The organism is Chitinibacter bivalviorum, assembly GCF_013403565.1.
GTDB classification, from domain to species: domain Bacteria; phylum Pseudomonadota; class Gammaproteobacteria; order Burkholderiales; family Chitinibacteraceae; genus Chitinibacter; species Chitinibacter bivalviorum.
In genome coordinates, this window is sequence record NZ_CP058627.1 from 3,297,479 (window position 1) to 3,320,115 (window position 22,637).

At 47.0% G+C, this 22,637-nt stretch carries 14 protein-coding genes; 6 read left to right on the top strand and 8 right to left on the bottom strand.

Translation table 11 applies throughout. The features are described from left to right. The 4 genes from HQ393_RS15670 to HQ393_RS15685 all read right to left on the bottom strand — a co-directional run bounded on the left by HQ393_RS15670 (position 1) and on the right by HQ393_RS15685 (position 10,196). Positions 1–5,133 carry an RHS repeat domain-containing protein gene (locus HQ393_RS15670; protein WP_179356403.1) on the bottom strand — a complete coding sequence of 1,711 codons (5,133 nt, stop codon included), beginning with the start codon at positions 5,131–5,133 and terminating at the stop codon, positions 1–3. A 330-nt stretch (positions 5,134–5,463) separates the two neighbouring features. Then, a complete protein-coding gene (locus HQ393_RS15675) occupies positions 5,464–7,200 on the bottom strand; it encodes an AIPR family protein (protein WP_179356405.1) in 1,737 nt (578 codons plus the stop codon). Between the two features lie 72 nt (positions 7,201–7,272). Further along, positions 7,273–9,030: a coiled-coil domain-containing protein gene (locus HQ393_RS15680; protein ID WP_179356407.1), complete on the bottom strand. Its 1,758-nt coding sequence runs from the start codon at positions 9,028–9,030 to the stop codon at positions 7,273–7,275. Between the two features lie 53 nt (positions 9,031–9,083). Further along, positions 9,084–10,196, bottom strand: a complete 1,113-nt coding sequence (locus tag HQ393_RS15685) for a DUF4297 domain-containing protein (RefSeq protein ID WP_179356409.1) — start codon at positions 10,194–10,196, stop codon at positions 9,084–9,086. Between the two features lie 477 nt (positions 10,197–10,673). Between HQ393_RS15685 and HQ393_RS15690 the strand changes: the two genes are divergently transcribed. After that, entirely contained in the window at positions 10,674–11,099 is a 426-nt protein-coding gene (locus tag HQ393_RS15690) for a hypothetical protein (protein WP_179356411.1), read from the top strand. 48 nt (positions 11,100–11,147) lie between these two features. On the opposite strand, the gene HQ393_RS15695 is transcribed toward HQ393_RS15690, so the two are convergent. The 3 genes from HQ393_RS15695 to HQ393_RS15705 all read right to left on the bottom strand — a co-directional run bounded on the left by HQ393_RS15695 (position 11,148) and on the right by HQ393_RS15705 (position 13,796). Next, complete coding sequence (locus HQ393_RS15695) at positions 11,148–11,993, bottom strand: DNA/RNA non-specific endonuclease (protein ID WP_179356413.1); 846 nt, start codon at positions 11,991–11,993, stop codon at positions 11,148–11,150. 91 nt (positions 11,994–12,084) lie between these two features. Next, on the bottom strand, positions 12,085–13,350 hold the full coding sequence (locus HQ393_RS15700) for a Y-family DNA polymerase (protein ID WP_179356415.1): 1,266 nt from the start codon (positions 13,348–13,350) through the stop codon (positions 12,085–12,087). Further along, entirely contained in the window at positions 13,347–13,796 is a 450-nt protein-coding gene (locus tag HQ393_RS15705; RefSeq protein WP_179356416.1) for a LexA family protein, read from the bottom strand. Before HQ393_RS15705 ends, HQ393_RS15700 begins: the two co-directional genes overlap by 4 nt. 60 nt (positions 13,797–13,856) lie before the next feature. Here HQ393_RS15705 and HQ393_RS15710 point away from each other — a divergent pair, with 60 nt between their 5' ends. The 5 genes from HQ393_RS15710 to HQ393_RS15730 all read left to right on the top strand — a co-directional run bounded on the left by HQ393_RS15710 (position 13,857) and on the right by HQ393_RS15730 (position 17,230). Next, entirely contained in the window at positions 13,857–14,516 is a 660-nt protein-coding gene (locus HQ393_RS15710; protein WP_179356418.1) for an SOS response-associated peptidase, read from the top strand. Positions 14,517–14,721: 205 nt separating this feature from the next. Beyond that, on the top strand, positions 14,722–15,144 hold the full coding sequence (locus tag HQ393_RS15715; RefSeq protein WP_179356420.1) for a GIY-YIG nuclease family protein: 423 nt from the start codon (positions 14,722–14,724) through the stop codon (positions 15,142–15,144). Between the two features lie 31 nt (positions 15,145–15,175). Then, entirely contained in the window at positions 15,176–15,556 is a 381-nt protein-coding gene (locus tag HQ393_RS15720; protein ID WP_179356422.1) for an HIT family protein, read from the top strand. Next, a complete protein-coding gene (locus HQ393_RS15725) occupies positions 15,553–16,611 on the top strand; it encodes an HNH endonuclease (protein ID WP_179356430.1) in 1,059 nt (352 codons plus the stop codon). The genes HQ393_RS15720 and HQ393_RS15725 overlap by 4 nt, the downstream gene beginning before the upstream one ends. A gap of 10 nt (positions 16,612–16,621) precedes the next feature. Beyond that, the gene (locus tag HQ393_RS15730) at positions 16,622–17,230 is read left to right on the top strand and encodes a 3'-5' exonuclease (protein ID WP_179356432.1); all 609 of its coding nucleotides are present in this window, start codon (positions 16,622–16,624) and stop codon (positions 17,228–17,230) included. Here the strand turns inward: HQ393_RS15730 and HQ393_RS15735 are convergent. After that, complete coding sequence (locus tag HQ393_RS15735) at positions 17,202–22,439, bottom strand: RecQ family ATP-dependent DNA helicase (protein ID WP_246308016.1); 5,238 nt, start codon at positions 22,437–22,439, stop codon at positions 17,202–17,204. The genes HQ393_RS15730 and HQ393_RS15735 overlap by 29 nt on opposite strands. Between the last annotated feature and the right edge of the window lie 198 nt (positions 22,440–22,637).

The window sequence follows — 22,637 nt, forward strand, 5'->3', positions numbered from 1 at the left end:
CTAATAATCACCTTTTATGATGGTTGATGGATTAATTGCAATGTGAGGGTCTGCCAATAATGAATTTTTACCTTGCACTACACTATTAATTTGAGTTTGCAGGTTTAAGTGCGGGCCGAGTTCCTGTACATGTTTATTGCTTGGGTTAATATCAAATCCAGCGCGCAAAGTGATGCTATTTCCTTTTTCATCAGTAAAAGAATTAATCATTTGTACCCCAGTTGGTTTGTTGATTGTTCTTATGCTGCCTAGGCCCAAAAAGTTAGCCGCTGCGTCTAAAGCTTCTGAAACACTAATTCCTTCTGTACGGCCTTTTAACGAATTTGCTATTGATCCCAGGCGGCTTGCAACATTTGCCAAGCCCGAACTAAATTGCCCGCTGGGGCCAAGAGCATCCATCTGTTCGCCAAACCCAGGGGCTTTGGATATTTTAGAGGGGCTAACGCCCAAACTCATCATATCCATGAGCGCTCCACTTGAAACACTGCGACCGGCTATCTTAGCGCCTTCATTTTCTGGGCCATTACCTTCAGGCTGCCGCCCATCCGGATCAACAAATTTAAACGGATTATTGTTCGCGTACGCGTAGCGGTTAAAGCTGTGGATTGGATTTGATACGTTCCAGTCTACCGGGTCGATGGCGGCGAAGCGGCCCAGCAGCGGGTCGTACCAGCGGGCGCCGAAGTAGGTGAGGCCAATTGCTTCCTCGTGCGGTTTGCCGGTGAACCATTGCTGGTTTTTGCTCGGGCTGCCGTCGGTGGCTTTGTCACCGAATGGTTTATAGCTGGCTCGCCAGAGCAGGCTGCCGCTGGCATCGGTCGCCGCAATCGGGCTGCCTACTGCGTCGTTGTGGTAGTAGGTGGTCGTGCCGTTGCTGTCGGCGTCGACCAGTTTCTGTCGCCCCAGATACAGGTGATTGCTGCTCGCGCCGGTACTCAGGTCTTTGTCGAAATACAGCAGGCCGTCGAGGCCGGTGAATTCGAGTTTGTTTTGCCCATTGCCGACGCTCAATACGCGCGTGCCTGCGCCGTCGTAGGTATAGGCGATCTGGCTGGCGCTGCCTTTGTTCACCCAGCGCAGATTGCCAGCGGCATCGTATTGGTAAGTCTGCCCATCACCCCGGCTGCTGAGGTTGCCCCAGCCGTCATACGTCAATGAATAGCTTTTGTTCCCCGTGACCGTTTTGAGTTTTTGATTGGGCTCGTAGCCGTATTCAAGACGGTAGTCGCCAAAGCTTTGCTTGGTGATGTTGCCATTGCCGTCATAATAAATGTCTCCCTTGCCCCAGGGGCCGTCAGAGACCAGCAAACGATCAACTTCATCGTAGCTATTGCTGCGATCCCAGTTCGGGTAAACGCTGTCTGTCACGGTGATGAGATTACCCACGGCATCAAAACCATAGCGGGTGTCGACCAGCACCCTGGCGGCGATGACGGCATTGTTGTACGCAATCAGATCCTGATCGTATTTGGCCTTGGCCTGGTTATAGCTGGCGACGGATTGCTGGTATTGCTGCTGCGCCTGGTTGTAGGCGGCCAGATTGGATTGGTAGCTTTGATACTGCTGATTATAAGTCGCGACTTGGCTACGGTATGTGTTCCAGGCTGTCGCTTTGGGCTGCCAATCGGCCAGGCATGGGTTTAATTTTGTCGTCGTCCATGTCGATAGCGCACTTTGATACTGCTCTGGACGCACATATTGGGTCGACAGCGGCGGGGGATAAATCGCCCGGCAGCCAGCTTGCCCATCACTCCAGAAGGTTCCGCGTTGATTCCAGCTTGTTGTACAGGAGGCCATTTGGCTTTGCCAAGTTGCATAGGCAGCTTTATAACGGTCGCTTGCGCCACTTAAGCCATTAAAATCGCTGAGCAAAGGTTCCCGATAGAGTGCTCTGCAGGCGGTGTCGGCACTCATTGTGGCGCCCGGCTCGGCATATCCTGGTTGCGCCGGGGCCGTGGGGGCTACAGGCGGTGATTGTGTAAACGGCGCTGGCGGCGTGGGTGATACCGGTGCCTGTGGTATTTGGGAATTGGCTGGCACCAATTTCTGCAAAGTTGGCCAACCACGCACACCAAAATCGAATTGGTTGATGCGGCCATTCGCATTGCGATATTCAAGAACTTGGTGACGAGGATTGTATTTCAGTCCCGTGACATAAGAGCCTAATCCTGTGGGACGGCCAAATGCATCGGGATATAGATCGATTTTTTGCCCTGTGGGATAAGTAATCGAAGCTCTTTGATCGTTTGCATCGTAGGCATACTGCAGGGTATAGCTATTACCTGCTGCAGTCAGAGTCTCGTTGCTCAGATTATTATTGGCATCATAGGCCCATGCGCGGTTGATCGTGTTCGTTTTCTGCGCAATCAGATTGGCATTTTCATCGTAGCTAAGACAAGCAGTCTCCATAGATTGGTCAGCTACAGAGATTGTTTTAACCTTATTATTACCATCATAAGTGTATGACGTTGCGGGCAACTGATTCACCTGCTTAATCACAACATTACCCGCAAGATCATTAACAAATGTTGTTGTGCCCAGCTCAGGATCAGTTCTTTGCACTAAATAATGCTTGCTGTCGTAGACCCAAGTCCGTGACACATTGTTTTGCGTGACTTTGCGGACTTTGCCCAGCAAATCGCGTTCAATGACGGCTGTTTCGCTCACTAAAGCCGGAGAAACTCGGATCAATTCTTTTTTGTCTGGATTACCAATAGCACGATACTGGAAGGTGGTTTTTACACCGCGTTCTTCAATCTCGGTTACCTCGCTACCAGAATAAGAGTATGAGCGCGAGGTGCCATCAGCATGGACAATTTTTGTGATTCTTCCAAGCGTGTCATAGCTGAAGGTATCGCCCTGATTCGGTGTACCTGGATAACTTTCGTAAGTTTTTCGCCCCAAGCTATCAATGATGCTTGTCGTGGCGAAGCCGTTGAGTATTTTTTGGTTACTCCGTCCAAAACCATCCCAGCTTTCGTATTGAGTCATGCTTCCACGAGTAGCGGTGCGAGAGGTGGGCGACCATTGAATATTGGTTGGATTACCCGACGGCGGTGTAACTGTGACCACCCGATCCATATTGTCATAACGATATACAGTAACATTGCCACGGGGATTTTTTACCGAAGTAATATTGCCAAAATCATCAACCGTCCGATTGATTGTTGCGTTCGATACATTGGCTAAACAAGACAAGGTTTCTTGCCCTGTTGCCACCTGCTTAGTCTCAATCAATGGAACGCCTCGATAGTAATTATCGAAGGTCGTAACAAGCCCTCGTGGATCCTTTACTGACCGCAGTTCACCATTCGGGAAGTTATCAAATTCAGTGACAACCCCATTCTTGTTTTCAAGCAGCAGGTTGCCATAAATATCAAATGATCTCGCGATAGCCGATACTGCGGGCTGACCTACATCGGCACTGATCGTCTCTGATTGAATTCGATCCAATCGCCACGCAGACGGCGGCATATAGTAGGCATAGGTAGTATTTCGACTAACACCGTCCCCTGTTGTGGTAACTGACACAGGCCGGGCATATACATCGAAAGTGCTTTGTTCAGTGTACTGAGCTCCCTGACGATTAATCGTCACACGATCTTGGAGTGGAATGTTGACTTGTTGTCCAATGCAGCTAAGTCCCTCATTGGTTTCTAAAGAAATAAAATGATGCCCAAAGCTGCTAATCTTCAAGGGTGACCAAGCAAACTCAGTCGACTGTGTCAAACGGCCTTGACTATCAAGTATCTCGCTCTTTTTTTGTAAGCCAATTTTCCATCGGTCAGTAGTACAAGAAACGACATCATCCGCATTCATGTAACTTGTAACTTCAGTTGAGCCATCAGGGCGCAAAACTTTGCGGACATCCAGTGGCGTGGTCGCACTGCGGTTGATAAACAGATTGGCGGCAGGTGCAAACGTGCTATACACCCAGACTCCGCCATCGGAAGTCGTTTTCTTCCAGACTGCAGCCTGTGACACCAATGCATTACCAACAATGGCGTTCTTAATAATACCTTTGCACTGTTCCTTGTCGGCGGGTGATGCATCAACTCGCAAGCAGGCGGGACTATTCAAATTAGCAAAGGCATTTAAATCATATGGCTGCCAACCATATTCATAATTAATAACCCCCCCTTGTGGGGTTGTAATTCGATTAGGCAATCCAACAAACATGTCCAATGGTTTTAAAGCAGGTATCCGCTCAGCCTGATAAAAACCAATTTTCCAGCTTGATCCATCAGGGTTAGTAATCAGCACATCAGGTTCGTTAATTACCAGCAGATCAGTTGATGAATTGCCGGAAAATTGCCATATTCGCTCACCAGCTCTGATATTGATCAGATTCCCGCCCGAATAGCCGAGTTGAACAACGCGCCCATCTGTCGCCGTAATTTTTGCAATCTTTCCGGATAGATATTCCAGACTCAGACTTTCAGTATTCGGCCCTTTAATCTGACTGGGGGAGAAAAATAAAACGCTAGAGTCAGTTTTACCGTACTCTGCGCAGGTATTAATATTGCCAATCTGGCATTGAGTGAAGTAATTAGGCAGATAGTCGGTTTTGTACAACTTCCCCGCATGTTTTTGATCTAGCCGATATGTCAGACCTGCAGGAGATTCGAGGACTGCTGAATTAGGCCCAGAGCATGTTAATTTCCATTGATTTATCGAAATGAAGGATTGAAACGTCCAGTCTTTTGCATGAAGCTCAAAAGTCGATCCATCTGGCATTTCGAGAACAGGGAGTAAACTATCGTATTGATAAATCCCTTCTGTGCGAGCGTGCTGTGCTGGAATGCCACATAAATTCTCATTCTGACCATTGATCCGGACCCGGGGTACAAAAACCCCGCGTGATTCTGCTGCACCCTGCCGATAGTTCCACGAGAGCCCAATAGGGAGCTTGCCATTACCTGACCATGAAAGAATTGGGATATTAATGCGCATCGATCCACTGAAGGGATCGATTTGCTCAAAGTGAGCATCTGGCGCTTCATTGCGTTTTATGGGGAGATTGTCCTCTAAATTGATATTTTTGAGAGGAAGTCCAGCTCCGCTTACAACTGCCTCCCCATGAGCGATATTCAAAAAGAAGCTAAGTACGCAGAATAAAACTGATTTAGACACAATCAATACCAGAGTGACGGAACTAGAAAAATGCGACTATATCAGTTGTAACAAAATTCTTACAGCGCATTGCTGCCGTCAACAAATCTCAAGTAGTAAATTCTGACTGGTCTAGATACGGCAACCAATTCAAGATATCTGGACTGTCCGCTTAGGCCGATGTGTCGATGCCGATGCGTCAAAAACGAAAGGCCGCAATCTATCAGGTTGCGGCCTTCATCTTTGCGGCGCCAGAACTTGGCTACTCGGCCCTTACGGACAATCGATATAACGTAGGGCAATGTTGGAATAAACAGAATTTTTGACAAACATCTGCCGCGACTTCATAAGCTAATCTGCTTGCCAGCGATATTCAAATGCATCTGATTCCATCACCAGAGCATCCCGTTTTTCTTTGCCTCCTGGAATGTTCGGCATCATCATCAATTGCATCTGAATGGCGTTGGTAATGCCACTCAGGCAAGTTTTGGTTTTGATCCAGTTCACCGGGCTGAATACCTTGCCTCCAGGCTGCGGCTCATTGGCGGCGGCCTCTAATGCGAAGTTCAACGCTGTAGCTGCCACCGTCACAGTCCATTCGGCGATGCCTTTCTCTTGCGCCAGCTGCCAAGCGCGATCAGGTGCTGGCACACGATCCACATGCTTGCTCGCTACCGCAAAGCACATAGACACTGCATATAGGTGGTGGAAGGGTGCATAGGCGCGCATTGCTAGAAGCGTCTCATTGAAGCCGTGTGGGTTGTTCTTGCTCCATCCGGATTCTACTAATGTCATCCAATCCTGAAGAGCTGCAATGCGTTCCGGCGTATAGTCGCGCTTGAAAAGCTGTTCGAAATACTTGTCGAAAATCTTGGTCTCACTGTATGAGATGTTGGGTCTTTGTGAATGCCAAGCCATCAGGCGCTTGCCCAAATTTCCCAAGTCCACCACCCGCGCAGAATTCTTTGCTGCGAAGGGCTGTTCTCCGCGTTTGGTCAAGAATTGTCCATCTGAGTAGCGCTGCTCAAAGGATTTTTTCAGCGCCAATACACGTTTGTCATTGCTTCGCAAGTCGCGTGGTTTAACAGTGGACTGTGAGTTGGTCGAGATACTGATGCGGTCAGCACGATCATGCTGCGGAATTTCGTAGAAACGGAACATCACGAATGTGTCGTCGAGGAGCTTGACCTTCTCGCTACATGACAGGATGGTGGTTAGCGACTGGCAGCCATTGACTACACTCAAACCTTGCAACTGTAGCTGATCTCCTTGCAATGCCATGTGAGAACAAATTGCCGTGATTCCGTTGTGAAAGAAGAAAAAGTCACGATGCTTGTCACCATAGATGGTGGACTTGATTTGCTTATTCACACTGTTGGACAAACCCAGCGACTGCCGCACGTTTTTCTGGAAGAGCGCTCCGTCCTTTATGCCAGGAAAAGCCAGACAGTCTTTCAAGGGTATCGCTGCGACTATCACCGCCGTGCCTGCCATGTCCATGCTCATGTACTTACCCGGCATCAACGTCAGCTCGTGCTTGAGGAAGGGATTCTCCTTTTCCAGAGCCAATTCATAACGGCGCTGCAACTCTTCGGTGTTTACCAACGTCAGCGTGGCGGGTAGGTCGTCCGATGCTGCTAATTCATTCTGGAAAATGGACAGATCATGCCGTGCCGCATCGGTCAACTCTCCGGTGGTGATGAGCTCGAAATGTATGTCGTATCCATCATCCAGAGCTATGGACAAGTCTGTCAGTCGTTGTTTCAGCCGGGTGTTGGCGTTCTCTTGCAAGCTAGCCAGGTCCTTGAGCTGCACCCAAGATGATAAAACCTCTCGCAACGGAGCCGCATCCACTGGCTGTGTGGTGATGAACTTGCCTTGTACGACGTATACCGCCTGCGAGTCGTCATCAATCACGATGGCATCGATCTGCTTGTCATCCGCTCCATCTGTAATGCAGTAACGCGCCTGACTAGCATCCTGTCCGTGGATGTTGCGCACATACCAAGCTACGAAGCGCTGACCATCATTAGGAAAGTGCTGTTGGTAATAGTTCTGCGTAATGTCCTGTTTGATTTTTTCGAACAAAATATGTTCCCTCTTTATGTCGAGTCTGAATCTTGTAGTGGCACACTGAATTTGGCTACTGCAAGCTCGGCCTCATATAGTTGAAGATGACGAGGCAATAGAATCATCGAAGCTGAGCAAAGCTCGGCATTCAGCGTATTTTGTGTCGCATAGAATCTTCTTTTCATCCAGCTCAATAACGTGTGCCGCATTCTTGTAACTCTGGATTTCGCTACGGTTCATGGCACACAAAATTAGTTGTGCGTTTGAAGGCACCGTATCCATCAGGAATTTAAGAATCCTCTCGTAGTTAAAATCAGCCTGTTCTTGCTGATTTGGAGTATCGATTACAACAGCCGAAAAAGCTTCATTCTCTGCTCTGTGCGCCTGCTGGATCACGGACATGTAGTACGCCAAGATACCACGGGTACTTTCTGCTGCTCCGCCGCTTCCGTAGAGTTTCTTGTAATCAAGAGGCGACTTGACTGGTGACAAATTAATGCCTTGAGCCTTCAACTCATCGATATACCTGAATAAAGTGTCTTTGAAAGTTGCATCAAGCTCTTTCCGTTCTTCCTTAGTCAGTAATTTCTTCTGCTCTGCTTTCAATTTTTTATTGGTGGATTGTATGGTTCGAATCAGAGCCGTTTTGGTTTCCATCGTCCGTTGCACATGCTTCTGGACTGCACGCGAAGCAATGCTTTCTAAGATTGATGATTTGGTAGTTATCGCCTCTGTATCAGTTATTTCAGAGGGCTCAAGCGAATTGTATTTGTTGGTGATAGCCTCAATTTCAGTACGCACACTCTCAAGCCGTACCTGATTTTTGGCCAGTTTAGAGCCCTGACGCTCAATCTTTTCACTGAGCTTCATCACTTGGCTGTCTGCCTCATCCTTATCCGCGAGTATGGAAGCCCTTACTGGTGACGAGTTGTCGTGCATAGTGCCGCAAAGAGGGCAAAGAAGAACCTCACCTTCAACGCATTCGACAGAGAAGGCATAATCCTTTTCAAGTTCAGCAGATGCTAGCCTTGCCAGATCAAGCTGTCCCTGCAAATAAAGGCGTTCCGTTTGGATTTCGGCAATCGTCCCAAGTAGTTCTTCTTGCTTAGCTTGAAGTTTGGCGATGTCTTCAGTGACTTCGGCAGCAAGGGTGTCGAATTCCCCCTTTGATAGGGCTACGGTTTTGCTCGATGTCGGCAGATACGTTTTGACTACCTCAATCGCAGCCTCAATTTTCTTGACCTCGACCTCTGCCGTTTTTTTCTCGACGTTCCGAGCTGCAATCTGCTCTTCGAACGTAAAAAATTCGGGCAGCAAATATCCTGTGTGATATTCGATGATGGTCTTTTGCCATTTGGAATATTGCTCAAGATTGCTGAAGCCATTCCATGCTTGAGACCAACTGCGCTGCTGATCGATGTAGAAAGGCAGGAAGTAAAACGCTGGAGGAGGAGTCTCTAGTTTGGTTGCATCGTTCCTGTTTGGTAACAGGGCCTCGAAACCAACGATTTCAGCAAAAGCCTCAGAGTACGCGCCAGTAATCTTGGGGAATTTCTCCCATTGGCCATTCGGACGGCGGAGAAACATTATGTTCCCGTATCGTCCAGCCTGATAGGTCTCATTGCCAACACTGAAATCAACTAAGCAGCGAACATCAAATGATGTCCACGTGATATCCAGCACCGGTTCTCCACCCAAAGTCCAGAACAGCAGCTTGGCTAAAGTCGACTTTCCAAAGCTATTATCGTCCGCCGTTATCAGGTTGAAGCGGGGTTTGAACTCGAACTGATTTCCGGACTTTAGGGTATCTGACGCTACTACTAGTTGTTTGAATGCTAAGTTTTTCATGCTGCTTTGTCCTGAGATTTCTGATTAGCAGTTTATAGTTATCGATGGTGGGCTCATTTTTCATGGCATTTGCTCAACAGCTCGTAGATGATAGCGGCCTGGATTGACTCCAAATTTGCAAAATTCTTTTGGGTCGACTCGGGCAAAGAGGCTAAGGCTTGCACCATAAACTCTTTCACTCCTTGATCTTCAAATGATTCAAAGTTGCGTTCCACCGCATCTTTGACTGCTTGCTGGTTGTCAATGGCAATCAAGGTGCGCTCCAGCCGCACTACATTGTGGTAACGCTCAAAAGCTCTGCGAACCTGAATCCGCTTGTTTGATTTCAATTCAAAATCGTTAAGGATGTCGTCTAAGTCCTGTGAGAAGGCATCAATACCCTTGCTTTCTGTGTATGACGAAATAACCCGCTCTACGTCGCTGTGGGTGGTTCCTTTGTTCTTTACAAGGTCATTCCACTCTGTAAAGTCAAATGCCACAGATCCCTTGCGATGCAAGTCGTCAATTAGCACGCGATAAATCGTAGAGGCGTTGCACTTGGTTCCAGGAGCTGTCACATCGACAAGTTTGGAAATTCGGCCAATAGCTACATCCTGAAAGCCGGAGGCTGGCAGATCAGGCGTAATGAACCTTAAGGTTTTTGGAATGGGGTATATGCCAAGTTCCTTGTTGATCGCAGTTTGGATGTCATTCAGGCAGTCATTGTGCAGATCACCAATCGAAATGATCGAGAGCTTAAGGCCGTCCGTTTTAGTAGCCAGATTGAAGCCACAGGTTGCAACTAGATCGAGTGACTTCAACTTGTCTACAAAGGGCTTTTCACGAATCCCTTGGAGCATTTTCCCGAGAATTGAGTTTGTAACTTTCTTAGCGGTCGCCTTAGGGAGCGAAGTCAGTTTCTTCTTGCTCCAAGGAGGAGTGCCTACATTTTTGATTTGATTGAATTCAAATTGTGCAACAGATTCATCGGTCGAAGTCGCCAAGACCACGTCTTCATGTAGCTCGATAAAGACAACATAATCGTTAGAATTTTCGTGAGCCCCAAGAATCCGACACAGTGCCCAATGGTACTGGTATTCGTACTTCTCGAATGTTTGCGCACCTGCCGTTTCTCGCTGAGCAGTGGCAAGAGGGTTGCTTCTCGGCGATTCCTTTGTTGTATCCAACTACGCCCCCTATTTTTACTTGGAGTTTCTCACTGATTTAATTCTTCCATTAATCTGTCAACATTATACGGTCTATAATTTATTTTTTGATTGAAATCACAACTGCTGATGTCAGTATTTTCGTGTTGACTGGGTGTTTCGCATTGCAGTCGTTGACTGACCGCTAAGGCCGACCTGTTGATGCCAAAGCTACAATAATGAAAGGCCGCAAACCATCAGGTTGCGGCCTTAAGTATTTGTATGGCTTACTTGTGCTGCTCGACCAAAGCAGATTTCTGTCATATTGAGAACCAATATCTGGTTTAAACAGAAAATCGGGCATTATTGCATCCGATTCTGGATTAACCGCCTCGCTGCTGTAGTTGATGCTGTAGTCGGAAATACAGGGGGACGTTTGCAAGTTCAGGAGCAGTTATAACCCACTAAGCGGGCAAAGTACCGCAGGTACGTTTGATCAAATGCCCACCGAGGAAATTTATGGATCCTGCATCTATGATTTTGGCATTTATGCTTAAAAATCCCCAAGCAACTACAGCCCTAGTTGAAGAATATAATCGACCAGTTTCAGTAGACACTGCGCAATTAAAATCTAGTATGGCAGATTTCGCGATGGAGACGCTTGCTTGTTATCACAAATCAGCAAAATTCAGAGGTGTAGATATACTTGGCTCACCGTGGAACCAGCAAGCGAAATTTGGCGCTGACAGTTCAGTGGTCATCAGAATTCATTTACAAGGATTCACGGGGACAGAATATCAAATGATTGTTGCTGCCATGGCCAAAGACAGCAGCTACCGAACTTTTGTTTTACAAGAAAATACTATTGTTCCTTACAACAAAAAATGTTCCCTCGAACGCTGGATGACCTCAGAGTCCTCCCTTGCTACTAATTCACAAGATTAACAAAACTCAAATTATGTAACACCCTTGTGGTTCATCAGCCACCAATTATCATTGCTCGTAGCCGGGCAAGAAATGAATACCTGTACGCTCAACTAAGGCCTCGTAGCTAATCATGCCACTCAATTTCGCATCGTTTTTGTTCTCGACCCAGTAAGCCCACGATTTCCCTGCCGTTGGATCGTAAACCAGCTTATACAGCGCACTCGGCACCCAGACTTTTTCCATTGCTGGATCCGCAGAACGATGCCCCTCAAAGTACGGCCCTGTAATCACATACACATCACCTTTTGCGCGCATCACATATTTCCGTACCGCTTTTTCAACCGACTTTGCCCAGACCCCACGGTTATTCTCAGGGGCTTGCGGCACCATATTCGCTAGTGAGAAGCTTTGCGCCATGGCTTCTGGGGTAGGCATATCTGCAGCTGGTGCCATATGACCACGGTCGTAGCCCGACCCTTTATAGTCTTCGAGCGTTGCACGCTCCGCAAACGGTAAACGTGCTTCAGCGTAGAACCGATTGGTACGTTGTTCATCCTGCGCATCTTGCAGACTGGCACGACTTAATCGTTCAGCCACGAAGAGCGGCGTTCGTGTTAGTCCTGAGTGATAGACTGCAAAGCCAGACATGCACAGTGCTCTGGGCTGCCATTGCTGAGCGTTCGTGACGGTCGGTGGCGTATTGTTATAAAAGAATTGCGGGCATTCCTTAAATGCACCGGAATCAGCACGTGTGGAATTGGTGCTTGCTGGATTGGGGTTCAGATTCGGTATTGCCTGCTGAAGTTGAGTGATTGAACTTAGCAATTGTTGGGTGATGTGACGACCTTCTGCATTGAAATGAAGGAAGCTGGCAGTCGCTAATGCGACAGAGATAACGAGAGGGAATTTCATACTGAGTCTTTAAGGTTTGGCTGTGCAGAGTGTTTCATATTGTGTTGCTACAAATGCAATGGCAAATCAGGTCATGTTCGGCGTTATTGCATTATTTGGCTATCGGAATATCTGTCCATCTTGTGGTCCAAAACGGTGACAGACTATTTTGCTTCATTTTCCAAGCATGGTTAGCGCCAGCGCTGGCGAGATGAATGCTGCCTCGACCCCAGCGCCGATTAATCTCATCCATGGTGGCATTAAGTTCAGCTCGTTTAATAGGATCAGCAGTTTGCAAAAACAGATGTCCTTGGATTGCCGTATTGGGTTGAAGGTCACTGAGCATTACACCTGCTTTGGCATAGCTAAAGCCAGGTCGGTAAATGCGTGCCAACATCCATAAGGCCACTTGGGTTAGCTTTAAAGTGTCATCACTCGGTTGTGACAAAGGCAGCATCACGTGCCGACTGTATTGCGGGTCTTGCGGTCGAAATGGATTGGTGCGAATAAAGATACTCAAGCTGGCGGCTACCGACTTTTGCATTCTTAGCTTTTCAGCGGCTCGGGCGATATAGGTACTAATTGCTTCGGCCAATTGTTGCTCGGTATAGATCGGCTGACCAAATGAGCGGGAGCATAAGATTTGCTGCTTATCTGGCTGCATTTCTTCGATCTGAATGCAGGGATGGCCATTCAGTTCTTCTACGGTACGTTGTAGTACCACGCTATAGCGCGCACGAATCTGCTCTGAATTGGCTTGGGCTAAATCAGCGGCACTGTAGATCCCTTGCTGATTTAACCTTTGCGAGAGTTTACGCCCTACACCCCAAACTTCGCCGACTTCGATTTCTCGCATAATTTGTAATTGCTGCGCAGGGCTGAACTTGGCCCATTCGCAGACGCCAGCAAAGCCAGGGCGTTTTTTTGCGATGTGGTTGGCCAGTTTGGCGAGCGTTTTGGTCGGCGCAATGCCGACGCAGACGGGTAAACCCGTCCACTGCATCACGGTTTGTTTGAGGGTTTGACCGAGTTCAGTGTGATCTCCGCCGATGCCATTCAAACCCAAGAAACATTCATCGATTGAATACACTTCCTGATGTGGGCTAAAAGTACCGAGCACCCGCATCACGCGATTACTCATATCGGCATACAAGGCATAGTTGCTGCTGTAGGCAATCAAGCCTGTTTCTTTGGCAAACTCGCGCAATTGATGCCAAGGTGTGCCCATCTTGACGCCCAGTGCTTTAGCTTCAGCCGAGCGTGAAATCACACAGCCATCATTATTCGATAGCACGACCATGGGTTTGCCTTCTAGCTTGGGTTCGAACACCCGCTGGCAACTCACATAGAAGTTGTTTACATCAATCAGCGCAATCATTTCGGGCGCACAATCCACGCAATCACTACACCCCATACCGCCAGCTCTTGCTCATCACCGAGCACAATCGGCGGGTAGTCGGGATTTTCTGCCACCAAAGCTAAATGTTTGCCGCGCTGAAATAAGCGCTTCACGGTAAAGTCGCCATCGATCGCCGCCACCACAATGTCATTGTGTTTGGCTTGAATCGCCCGATCCACCACCAAGGTTGCCCCATTGGGAATGGTACGCTCCGAAAGATGGCTGACCATACTGTCGCCCGATACCGTGAAGTAAAACGTCGCATCGGGATGTTCAATCAAGTGCTGGTTGAGATCGACCCGATCTTCAACCCAATCGGCCGCCGGGGAGGGAAACCCTGCTGGTACAGATTCACCGATCCATGGCAGGTAATGTGCCATTGGATTGGGATCTGCTGGAAATGGCCCCTGCAAAAAACTCGTCATCGCAGTATCCTTATCTGAACTGGAATCAGACCATTATAGAACGATCGTTCTCTTTTTGCGATGTGTGTTAATTATTTATCCATCCCGAAGCAAACTCTGTTGGCTCGCTTTGAAGCAGCGCCACCAGATGAGGACTGGCCTGCTGAAGTGTGGCAAGACTATCAAGCCCCCATCTTGGTCGCGGGCGATATTGCACGCCAAGCCATTGTTGCCAATTATGGCTTCTTACCGCAATGCAAACTACCCAAGGGCACGCGCTACAGCACGATGAATGCGCGCGCAGAAACGATTGGCGAATTGAAAAGCTATCGCGGCGCATGGCACAGCAGCCAACTGTGTTTAGTGCCGATGCTGGGTTTTTTCGAGCCTTGCTACGAGTCAGGTAAAGCAGTACGCCATCAAATCAGCCTCGCCAGCGGAGAACCCTTTGCGGTGGCCGGTATTTGGCGCTCGTGGGAAGAAGAAAACGGCCAACGGAGTCACTCGTTCACGCAAATCACCATCAATGCTGACAATCACCCGCTGATGAAGCGAATGCACAAACCCAACGATGAAAAACGGGGCTTAGTCATCATCCCTGAGCGTGACTACGATGCTTGGTTGGATTGCACAAATACAGAGCTTGCACGTGCTTTTCTCAACCATCTGCCTGCAGATCAAATGCAAACCACCGCAAAGCCGATTCAACGTAATCGACCTGAAATAGGGGGGCTGTTTTAAAGAATCGCATAACGATTGTGTTTCAAGTAGTGCTTTTTGCTGCGGTGAAACAAGGCCGAACTTTTGATCAAGTGACACGAAGCTCTAGTGGAATGTACATGGATACAGGAAAAATGTGCCTTGATCGTTGTATGGCAACGAGTAAATCAAACCATACATAGCGGGTTCAATACAAAATAACTAATCAGTATTAGGCAAATGGTATATGAGCGAACTAAATAAACTAAAGGCTGCAGGCTTTGTAAAAGCTGGTGAATGGGTGCGAGATAGCCATGGAAAACTCAAAGCTAGTTTCAGTATGCATGGTGAGCATGTCAGGGCTCTTTATGCATTTGTAATTGATGAAAAGGTTATGTATGTCGGAAAAACATCTCGTGAACTGAATGAACGGATGGCAAATTATCGAAATGCAGAAGGACGACTTAATAGTACGCAAGTGACTAACGTGCGGAACAGTGCCAGAATTGCCGATGCGTTGGCCGCGTGTAAACGCGTGGAAATATACGTTTTTGCTGCTCCTGATATGAGTTATGGTGGTTTTGTGTTGGATCTAGCCGCAGGGCTTGAAGATAACATAGTGAAAACACTTAATCCTGACTGGAATGGGAGACGTACTATTAATCAGTAGCGGTATAAAACCAATAATCTATAGGACAAAAATGAGCTGTCCATTTTGTACAATCCCAAACGAGCGCATCATAGAACGCAATGATTCGGGCTATGTTATTCGTGATGGCTTTCCGGTATCTCCAGGTCATACGCTGATTATTTCGCACCGACACATTGGTTCGTTTTTCGAACTAAGCCGACAAGAGCGCGATGATTTACTCGAACTACTCGACAAGGCTAAATTGGTGCTGGATCAAGATTTCAAACCAAACGCATACAATATTGGAATCAATGATGGTTCTGCTGCAGGGCAAACAGTGCCGCATTTGCATATTCATTTAATACCGCGTTTCGATGGTGATATGGCCGATCCACGCGGTGGAGTGCGGTATGTAATTCCAGAAAAAGCAGATTACTGGACGGCTCGATGACAGCCATTCCAACGGCTCAGCAGCAACTAGACTTTATCGCCAAAATCCAGCGCTTATTTGCTGAGGGTGAATTCTCGGCAACCTACAAGTACGCGCTATTGATCGCGCTGACTGAGATTGCGGTTGAAAGTGATGTCCAAGATGGGCGCGAACTGCTCGTATCAAACCGACAGATAGCGGATAAATTTATCGAGCTGTACTGGAAGCAAACTGTGCAATATGTTTCAGGCTTGCCAGAAACGAAGCCTGGCATTCTTGTCCAGAATCACGGCACACAAGCGGCGATTGTAAATGCCATTTTAAGTTTCAAAAAAAGCTATTCTCTAAGTACTAGTCCGCTGAGGGCAGCCAAAGATCACAACGAATATCGTGAGTTACAAGGACGGGTTGCCATTGTAGTTTCTGCGCAGCCGCTTAATTTCTTGCAGAACTACGGGGGTGTAAATCACTCGTTCATTTATGCACGTCAAAAAGGGCAGATCATGCTGCTACCTGGCGTTGTGTATTGCCTGCGGACGTTCCAAGGACTAATTCAACAACTAGCACGTGCCCGCTGGGTCGAATATATTAAAGGTCATAAAGATAACCAAGCAATTGTGGGTCAAGCCGGTGATCTTGAATCATTTATGTTCGAATCCGCACGAACCAATTTAACCACGCTGGGCAGACTACTAAAAAAACTCGATGGGCATCATTGCTTCTATTGCGGTGAGACGATGCAAAGTAATGACGTTGATCACTTCATTCCCTTTTCAGCTTATCCAAGGGATCTTGGCGATAATTTTGTGCTCGCCCATGCCAGCTGCAACCGGAGTAAATCCGACAATCTAGCTTCAATTCAACATCTAGAAAACTGGCTCAACCGCAAACAAAAGAAACAAGATGCTTTGCAAGAAATTTCTCATGAGGCCGGTATTGTTTTTGATGCGCAGGCGAGTAAATCAATTGCCCACTGGGCTTATTCATTAGCACTTCAAGCAGATGGCTCTGCTTGGGTCAAAAGCAAAGATTTTGTCCCCATTTCCCAAAATTACATCTTAGCTCTAGCACATTGAGCACATCACTATGAATAACAAATATGCGGTGCTAGATTTTGAAACAACGGGCCTAAGTCCGAATATGGGCGCTCGGGTAACCGAAGTCGCCGTGGTGATTTTACACAACGGACAAGTCATCGACAGATACCAGAGCTTGATAAATGCAGGTGTACGGATTCCAACCGAAATTACCCAGATAACCGGTATTACCAATGCTATGGTCAAAAGTGCTCCACCGGTGGCACAGGTGATGCGGGAAGTTCATGCTCGAACTTCAGATGCCGTTTTTGTTGCGCACAATGCGTCATTCGATATGAAATTTTTGCAATTTGAAGGATCAAGGTTAGGCCTACAATTTCCGAGTAGCGCATGCTGTACCTTATTGCTGGCTCGACGATTGTATCCGCATATGCCGAATCATAAACTTGCCACACTAGCAGCAGAACTTAACATTTCTTCGGGTGGTGCTTATCACCGTGCACTAGTTGATACCGAAGTTACCGCAAATTTATTTATGCGAATAATTGAGGATTTAAGGCACAGAGCTGCTGGCAAAGTAATAACAACAGCCTTGTTGCAACGACTACAAAAAGCTAAGGCAGCCGATATTAATACTCTGCTGCAAAGGCATTGTTAGGCGTTGGGATCTCAAGCTTATTCGAACTTCCTACGATGCGAGGTACAACGACCGCCCATTGATCCATTTTGCAACTGGCTTGATATTCTTCCTTTTGAGCCAGCTTATCCATCACGACAATGGCATTCACTTCGGCAAAATCACATTCTTGCTGAAGACTAAATTTCTGGGCTGTGCGACCAACAACTTGTTCAAATTGATCAAGAAACTCATATCGACCATCAACTAGCTGCCGAACAGCAAGTCGATCACCATATTTCAACGCAGCTATTTGTTGGTGAATATCATGTGTAGAAGGTTTTCTACCGGCATATCCCAAATCAATTTCTCGTAAGGACAACGAGTGGTAGCGCATATTGAGTTGTGGATCAATTTTATACTCCCGTGCTTCTCGCATCATGCAAGTAGTGCGGTCTAGCAGTTTGCTGAATAAATGCTTTTTATCTGCGAATTCACACAGAGTCAGCGTTTGTTGGGCACGGGTCATGCCTACATAGTAGAGCCGTCTTTCATCTTCAGTTTCTTTATTCCAACCACCATCGAGTACAACAACATGCTTGAACTCGAGTCCTTTGGCTGAATGTACCGTTCCTAAATAGAGCCCCGAATTACTGCGCTTTGTTTCTCGTGCATAGTCATAGAGCCAATCAACCAGCATCTCAATCGAGAGTTGGCAGTCGCCAAACTCAGCAGTCAGTTGTTCGCTCGCTTTCGTAAAGTAATCTATCCAATCTGGCTCAGTGCATCGCTCAAGCATGATGCGGAACGCATCTGTAATAGTGATTTCTTTTTGCTGTAGCTGGCGAACAGCATCAAGGGCCCGCACAAAATCTTGTTGGCGAGTAATTGGAATTTGGCGTTCTTTATCCGCCGCCATAATGTACGGAATATGGTTTTGCTCGCTCCATGCTTGAAATGGCAATAGATAATGATTGGTTCTAGCAAGGATTGCGCAATCGCTCCAGTTGCTACCTTCTTCGAGTTGAATTAAACGACGCAATTCCGAGATCGCTGCTTGGCATTGAATATTTCCATGCTCTCGATCGTGCCCCGAAATACGCAAGCGAAGTACCTGGCCGCGCCTTTCGCCATCAATCTCTTGCCAGCGTCCTCCAAGAAGATCCGCTGCGCGATTGTCATCAATCCGAATCGGATGCTCACTCTTAAGGCGTCCTTCGTTTGCGACAATCACTGAGTTCGCAGCGTCAATGATGTTTCTTGTCGAGCGATAGTTTTCAACGAGGAACCGCTGCTCTGCCTGATAATCATTGCAGAACTGTTCAATGTATAAATTACTAGTTTCGCGCCAAGAATATACGTTCTGATCGTCGTCTCCAACGGCCAAAATGGTTAGCTTGCCATCTTCTGATGATAACCGGCCAGCTAATGCAGAAACGAGGCGATACTGCCAATCGTCAATATCCTGATATTCATCGACCATGATATAGCGATAGCCTTCGAGTAGTTTATCGCGAAGCTCATCCTCGCCCTCTGCATTGAGTTTGCCCTCTAAAAGCAAAACAGCGTTGTGGAGTACCTGCTCAATTTCAGTCTCGGCAACGTCATTTCGCCCCCCGAAACTGATGCCCATCAGGCGCATCGCCATCGCGTGATAAGTCAAAACAGTGAGGCCAAAAGCATCGCTTCCAACGAGGGCGTACAAGCGTTTGCGAATCTCATTCGCAGCATGTCTATTGAAGGTAAGTACAATAATGCTACTAGCTGGAATGCGTTTGACTCTAAGCAGAAAGGCTACGCGATGAACGATCACCCTAGTCTTTCCTGAGCCAGGACCTGCCAACACGAGGCGGTTAGTGTCATTCTCGTCAGTCACAATTGGATGTTGCGAGCGGCTCAATGGATCGACGATTTTTCTAAACGAAGACTCGCTGGTCGCTAACTCGAGAATCTCTTTCTTATGGCCAAAATAGCGTTTGATGAAGTCACGCTTGGGTAAGGTGAAATAGTCCATGACTAATTTGATTGCATCGGCCATTTCCTTGATTGCGACTTCGGCATATTCGCGCATCACATGGACTTGAACACGCTTTTCTGAGTAGTGCTCTTCCAGTGGTTGATAATCATCCTTCTGGTAGCGACGAAGTTGTTCATCATTGATTTTGATCGTCATGGCTCGACGCATGACTGTCATGCCGTGATTCAGGACAAGTACGTCTTCGTGGTGCAAATACAGCAATACATGTTGAATGGCCGCGATACGTTTTTCAGGACGAGTTAGAGTTGATAGCTCAAGATCAAGCGTGATCACATCTACCAATTCACCAAGCGTGGTTTCAACGAGTTTGTCGCTCCCTTTCGTACCTGCAGGCAACTTACCAAGCAAAAATTCAAGTATTTTTTGAGCTATGACACGGCGTTTCTCCGCCATTTCTTCGATGTCCGACCAAGTTCTGTTCTTGCCCTTTATGCAAATCTTGAGCTGATCGCGACTGTGTTGACGGATGTCGAAACTACCTCGATGACGACCTTCCTCATCGGTATCTTGAGATAACGTTTGAAGTAACTGAGATACTTGCAGCGGTAGAACTTGCCGCTGTAAAACGGCACTTAGTTTTGTCGTTAATGCCGGAAGATTAATATCTTGCCATTCACCTTGATCTGCATCCGTTGCCCATTCTCGAAGCTCGGCAAATAACGCCACCTCAAGGGAAATTGAATTTTTCAACCTACTGTCCGATGCTCCTGCAATCCCCACCCTCAAGTACAGCGTGATTTGGGTGTCGTTGATCAATAAGCCCATATTTTCTAGCTGGCGCAAAATAGCGGTGACTTCATCCTGAGTCAAACCTGTATGCAGCATCAACTGATCTGTACTAACACGATCATCCGCTTTTGCGTCATACAGTATTGAGAGAATTGAGGTGTATTCTTGCTTTCTACGTTCGGGTAATTCTGCTGACTTCAGGGTTGCAATAGCTTCTTCTACGGTTTGGTGTTTTAGCTTTGCAGGAAAAACTTGGGTGTTATTTTCATTACGCTGAAGAAAGTGAGCGCGTTCTAGCCACGCTACCGCAGTTGCTACTTTTGTTTCTGCATCGCGATCATCCGCTTCAAAGCTGGTATGAACGTATTGATCATTCAATATCTCCCCCGCTGTGATAATGAGCTGACCATCATGACGGCGTTTCGCCGCATTTCGCAGTTTTTTTAGTATCTGCTCGATATCATTTTTAGTTAGCCGAGAGCGCTCGCTTAAGCGAAATTGGGTCTCAATGTCAGACGGGTCATAAAGCAGCACACAACGTGCGTGCTCTTGATCTCTACCCGCCCGTCCTGCTTCCTGTAAGTAATTTTCCAATGAGCCAGGAATTTCTGCATGAATGACAATACGAATATCCGATTTATCAACCCCCATGCCGAAAGCATTGGTTGCGACAATGACACGTAACTCACCTTGAATAAATTCATCTTGGATATCTTTTTTTAGCTGAGGAGGAATGCCCGCATGAAAATGCTGGCATGCCCAACTTTGTTTCTTCAAAAACTCAGCCAGCTCCTCTGCAGACTTCCTGCTCGCAACAAATACGACCGCTCCACCTTTTGTGTGTTCGAGTTCTGCCTTGAGTAATTGGTGTGTTCGATGCCATTTTTCGCCCTTGCTGCTTGGCATCACTTCGAAGTCGAGATTAGTACGTTCGTGGCCACCTTTGAAAGGTGTTAATTCAACATTAAGTTCACGTTTGAAATGCTCATTGATGTCATCCAGTACTTCTAGCTTGGCTGTGGCAGTAAAGCAGCCGATCGGTGAAATCGGATGTGTACCACTGAAATCGCGAATAAAACGGGATGCATACAGATAATCTGGCCTGAAATCATTCCCCCATTTAGACAGACAGTGAGCCTCATCAAAAATCCAAGCATTGATCTGGCGATGCTCGATCGCACTGCGAAATGCTTTGTTTCGGAACTGCTCAGGGGAAACAAGCAGAATACCGACATCACCCATCTGAATTTTTTCAAGCGTATCTGCACGTTCAGGCATTGTGAGCATGCCATTGAGCGTAGCTGCACTTTGAATATTATTCGCCACCATGCCATCCACTTGATCCTTCATTAAGGATTGCAGCGGGGAAATGATTACTGTTAAACCGCCATTACGATGGAAGCGGTTTAATGCCGGGATTTGATAGCAAAGTGATTTGCCTCCACCCGTAGGAAGAATGGCCAGAACATGTTCACCTCTCATCCCTGCCAAGACGATGTCTCGTTGCAAACTTTCGCCGGTTTGATTTTTTGGTACAGGACGAAATGAGTCATAGCCAAAGTATCGCTTCAATTCATGCTCTGGATTGTGCGTCGTACTGCAGTATTGGCACTTGGGGTCACCACAGGGTTTATCACGCAGATCTATAAGCAGGGCGGTGACTTCAGGGAATTGATAGCGGACCCACGGCGCCAAGACGGAGTTGCCACCAGATACTCGCAACCATGCAATCGAGTATGCAATAGGCCAATACATTGCTGGATTACTTAGATCATCGTTTACTAGTCTTGATAACCGTTGTCGGCAGACTTTTAAATCTCGAGCCAAAGTAGGGTCGTTTTCACGTAAGAGTTCCGGAATCATTGCTCTTAACTCATCAAGATCGGGTGCTTTCTGATGTGTTTGCGAGAGCATGTAATTACCTAATCCGGGCCCTGGTTGAGCTGCAATTAAGGCATGGTAAACACGTAACTCTTCCTTGGAAATTTCATTTAGCTTTTCAAATGCCTGGCGCTGATCATTAAACAAAGTCAACGTTGCATGGCAATCAGCAAGGGGTGAGTTAATACTGTCTCGAATGAGTTTGTAATTCTTGATGAGGCGATGATAGGGGTTTTGTGGGAAGGCTAAGGGTGATAGTCGCAGAGTATCAATTACCGGTAGATTCAATAACGCCAGTTCGGGGGCTATGGCCCTCAAAATGGGTAAATCATGTTCAAGTATATTGTGTCCCATCACAAAGCTAGCACCAACCGAAAGTCGATCCAACTCTTGCAATGCAGCGGCGAGATTTTTTGCGGAAACCTTCAGTTCCAAGGACTCATTAATGTCCGGGCGCAAAGCTCCAATTTTGATGATTTTATCTGGTGCGTTATTTATGCCTGGTATGACCTCCAGATCAAAGATCAGTGCTTTAGGGTTTGGAACTGACATTAAGCGATTAACTTCGTAGGAGTAGCCAATGCTTAATTTTGCACCAAACATTACAAACAAAAAACGTTTACTTGCCGTAAGTGATGGTTATTTTACAGATTGGGATTCTAAGAGAGTTACTCATGCATTATCGCCCAGGGCTTTGGTCTGACCATAAAGCCCTCTCAGCATCCGAGCCCCAGACATTTGTGAATACGTTGACAAAAAGTGGCTCGACATATCTTTCATTATTATTACGACTAGTGTTGA

What these genes read in the sequence shown, in the direction of transcription:
- HQ393_RS15680 (WP_179356407.1), bottom strand. Translation starts at nt 9,030, where the DNA reads ATGAAAAACTTAGCATTCAAACAACTAGTAGTAGCGTCAGATACCCTA.
- HQ393_RS15690 (WP_179356411.1), top strand. Translation starts at nt 10,674, where the DNA reads ATGGATCCTGCATCTATGATTTTGGCATTTATGCTTAAAAATCCCCAA.
- HQ393_RS15695 (WP_179356413.1), bottom strand. Translation starts at nt 11,993, where the DNA reads ATGAAATTCCCTCTCGTTATCTCTGTCGCATTAGCGACTGCCAGCTTC.
- HQ393_RS15700 (WP_179356415.1), bottom strand. Translation starts at nt 13,350, where the DNA reads ATGATTGCGCTGATTGATGTAAACAACTTCTATGTGAGTTGCCAGCGG.
- HQ393_RS15705 (WP_179356416.1), bottom strand. Translation starts at nt 13,796, where the DNA reads ATGACGAGTTTTTTGCAGGGGCCATTTCCAGCAGATCCCAATCCAATG.
- HQ393_RS15710 (WP_179356418.1), top strand. Translation starts at nt 13,857, where the DNA reads ATGTGTGTTAATTATTTATCCATCCCGAAGCAAACTCTGTTGGCTCGC.
- HQ393_RS15715 (WP_179356420.1), top strand. Translation starts at nt 14,722, where the DNA reads ATGAGCGAACTAAATAAACTAAAGGCTGCAGGCTTTGTAAAAGCTGGT.
- HQ393_RS15720 (WP_179356422.1), top strand. Translation starts at nt 15,176, where the DNA reads ATGAGCTGTCCATTTTGTACAATCCCAAACGAGCGCATCATAGAACGC.
- HQ393_RS15725 (WP_179356430.1), top strand. Translation starts at nt 15,553, where the DNA reads ATGACAGCCATTCCAACGGCTCAGCAGCAACTAGACTTTATCGCCAAA.
- HQ393_RS15730 (WP_179356432.1), top strand. Translation starts at nt 16,622, where the DNA reads ATGAATAACAAATATGCGGTGCTAGATTTTGAAACAACGGGCCTAAGT.
- HQ393_RS15735 (WP_246308016.1), bottom strand. Translation starts at nt 22,439, where the DNA reads ATGTTTGGTGCAAAATTAAGCATTGGCTACTCCTACGAAGTTAATCGC.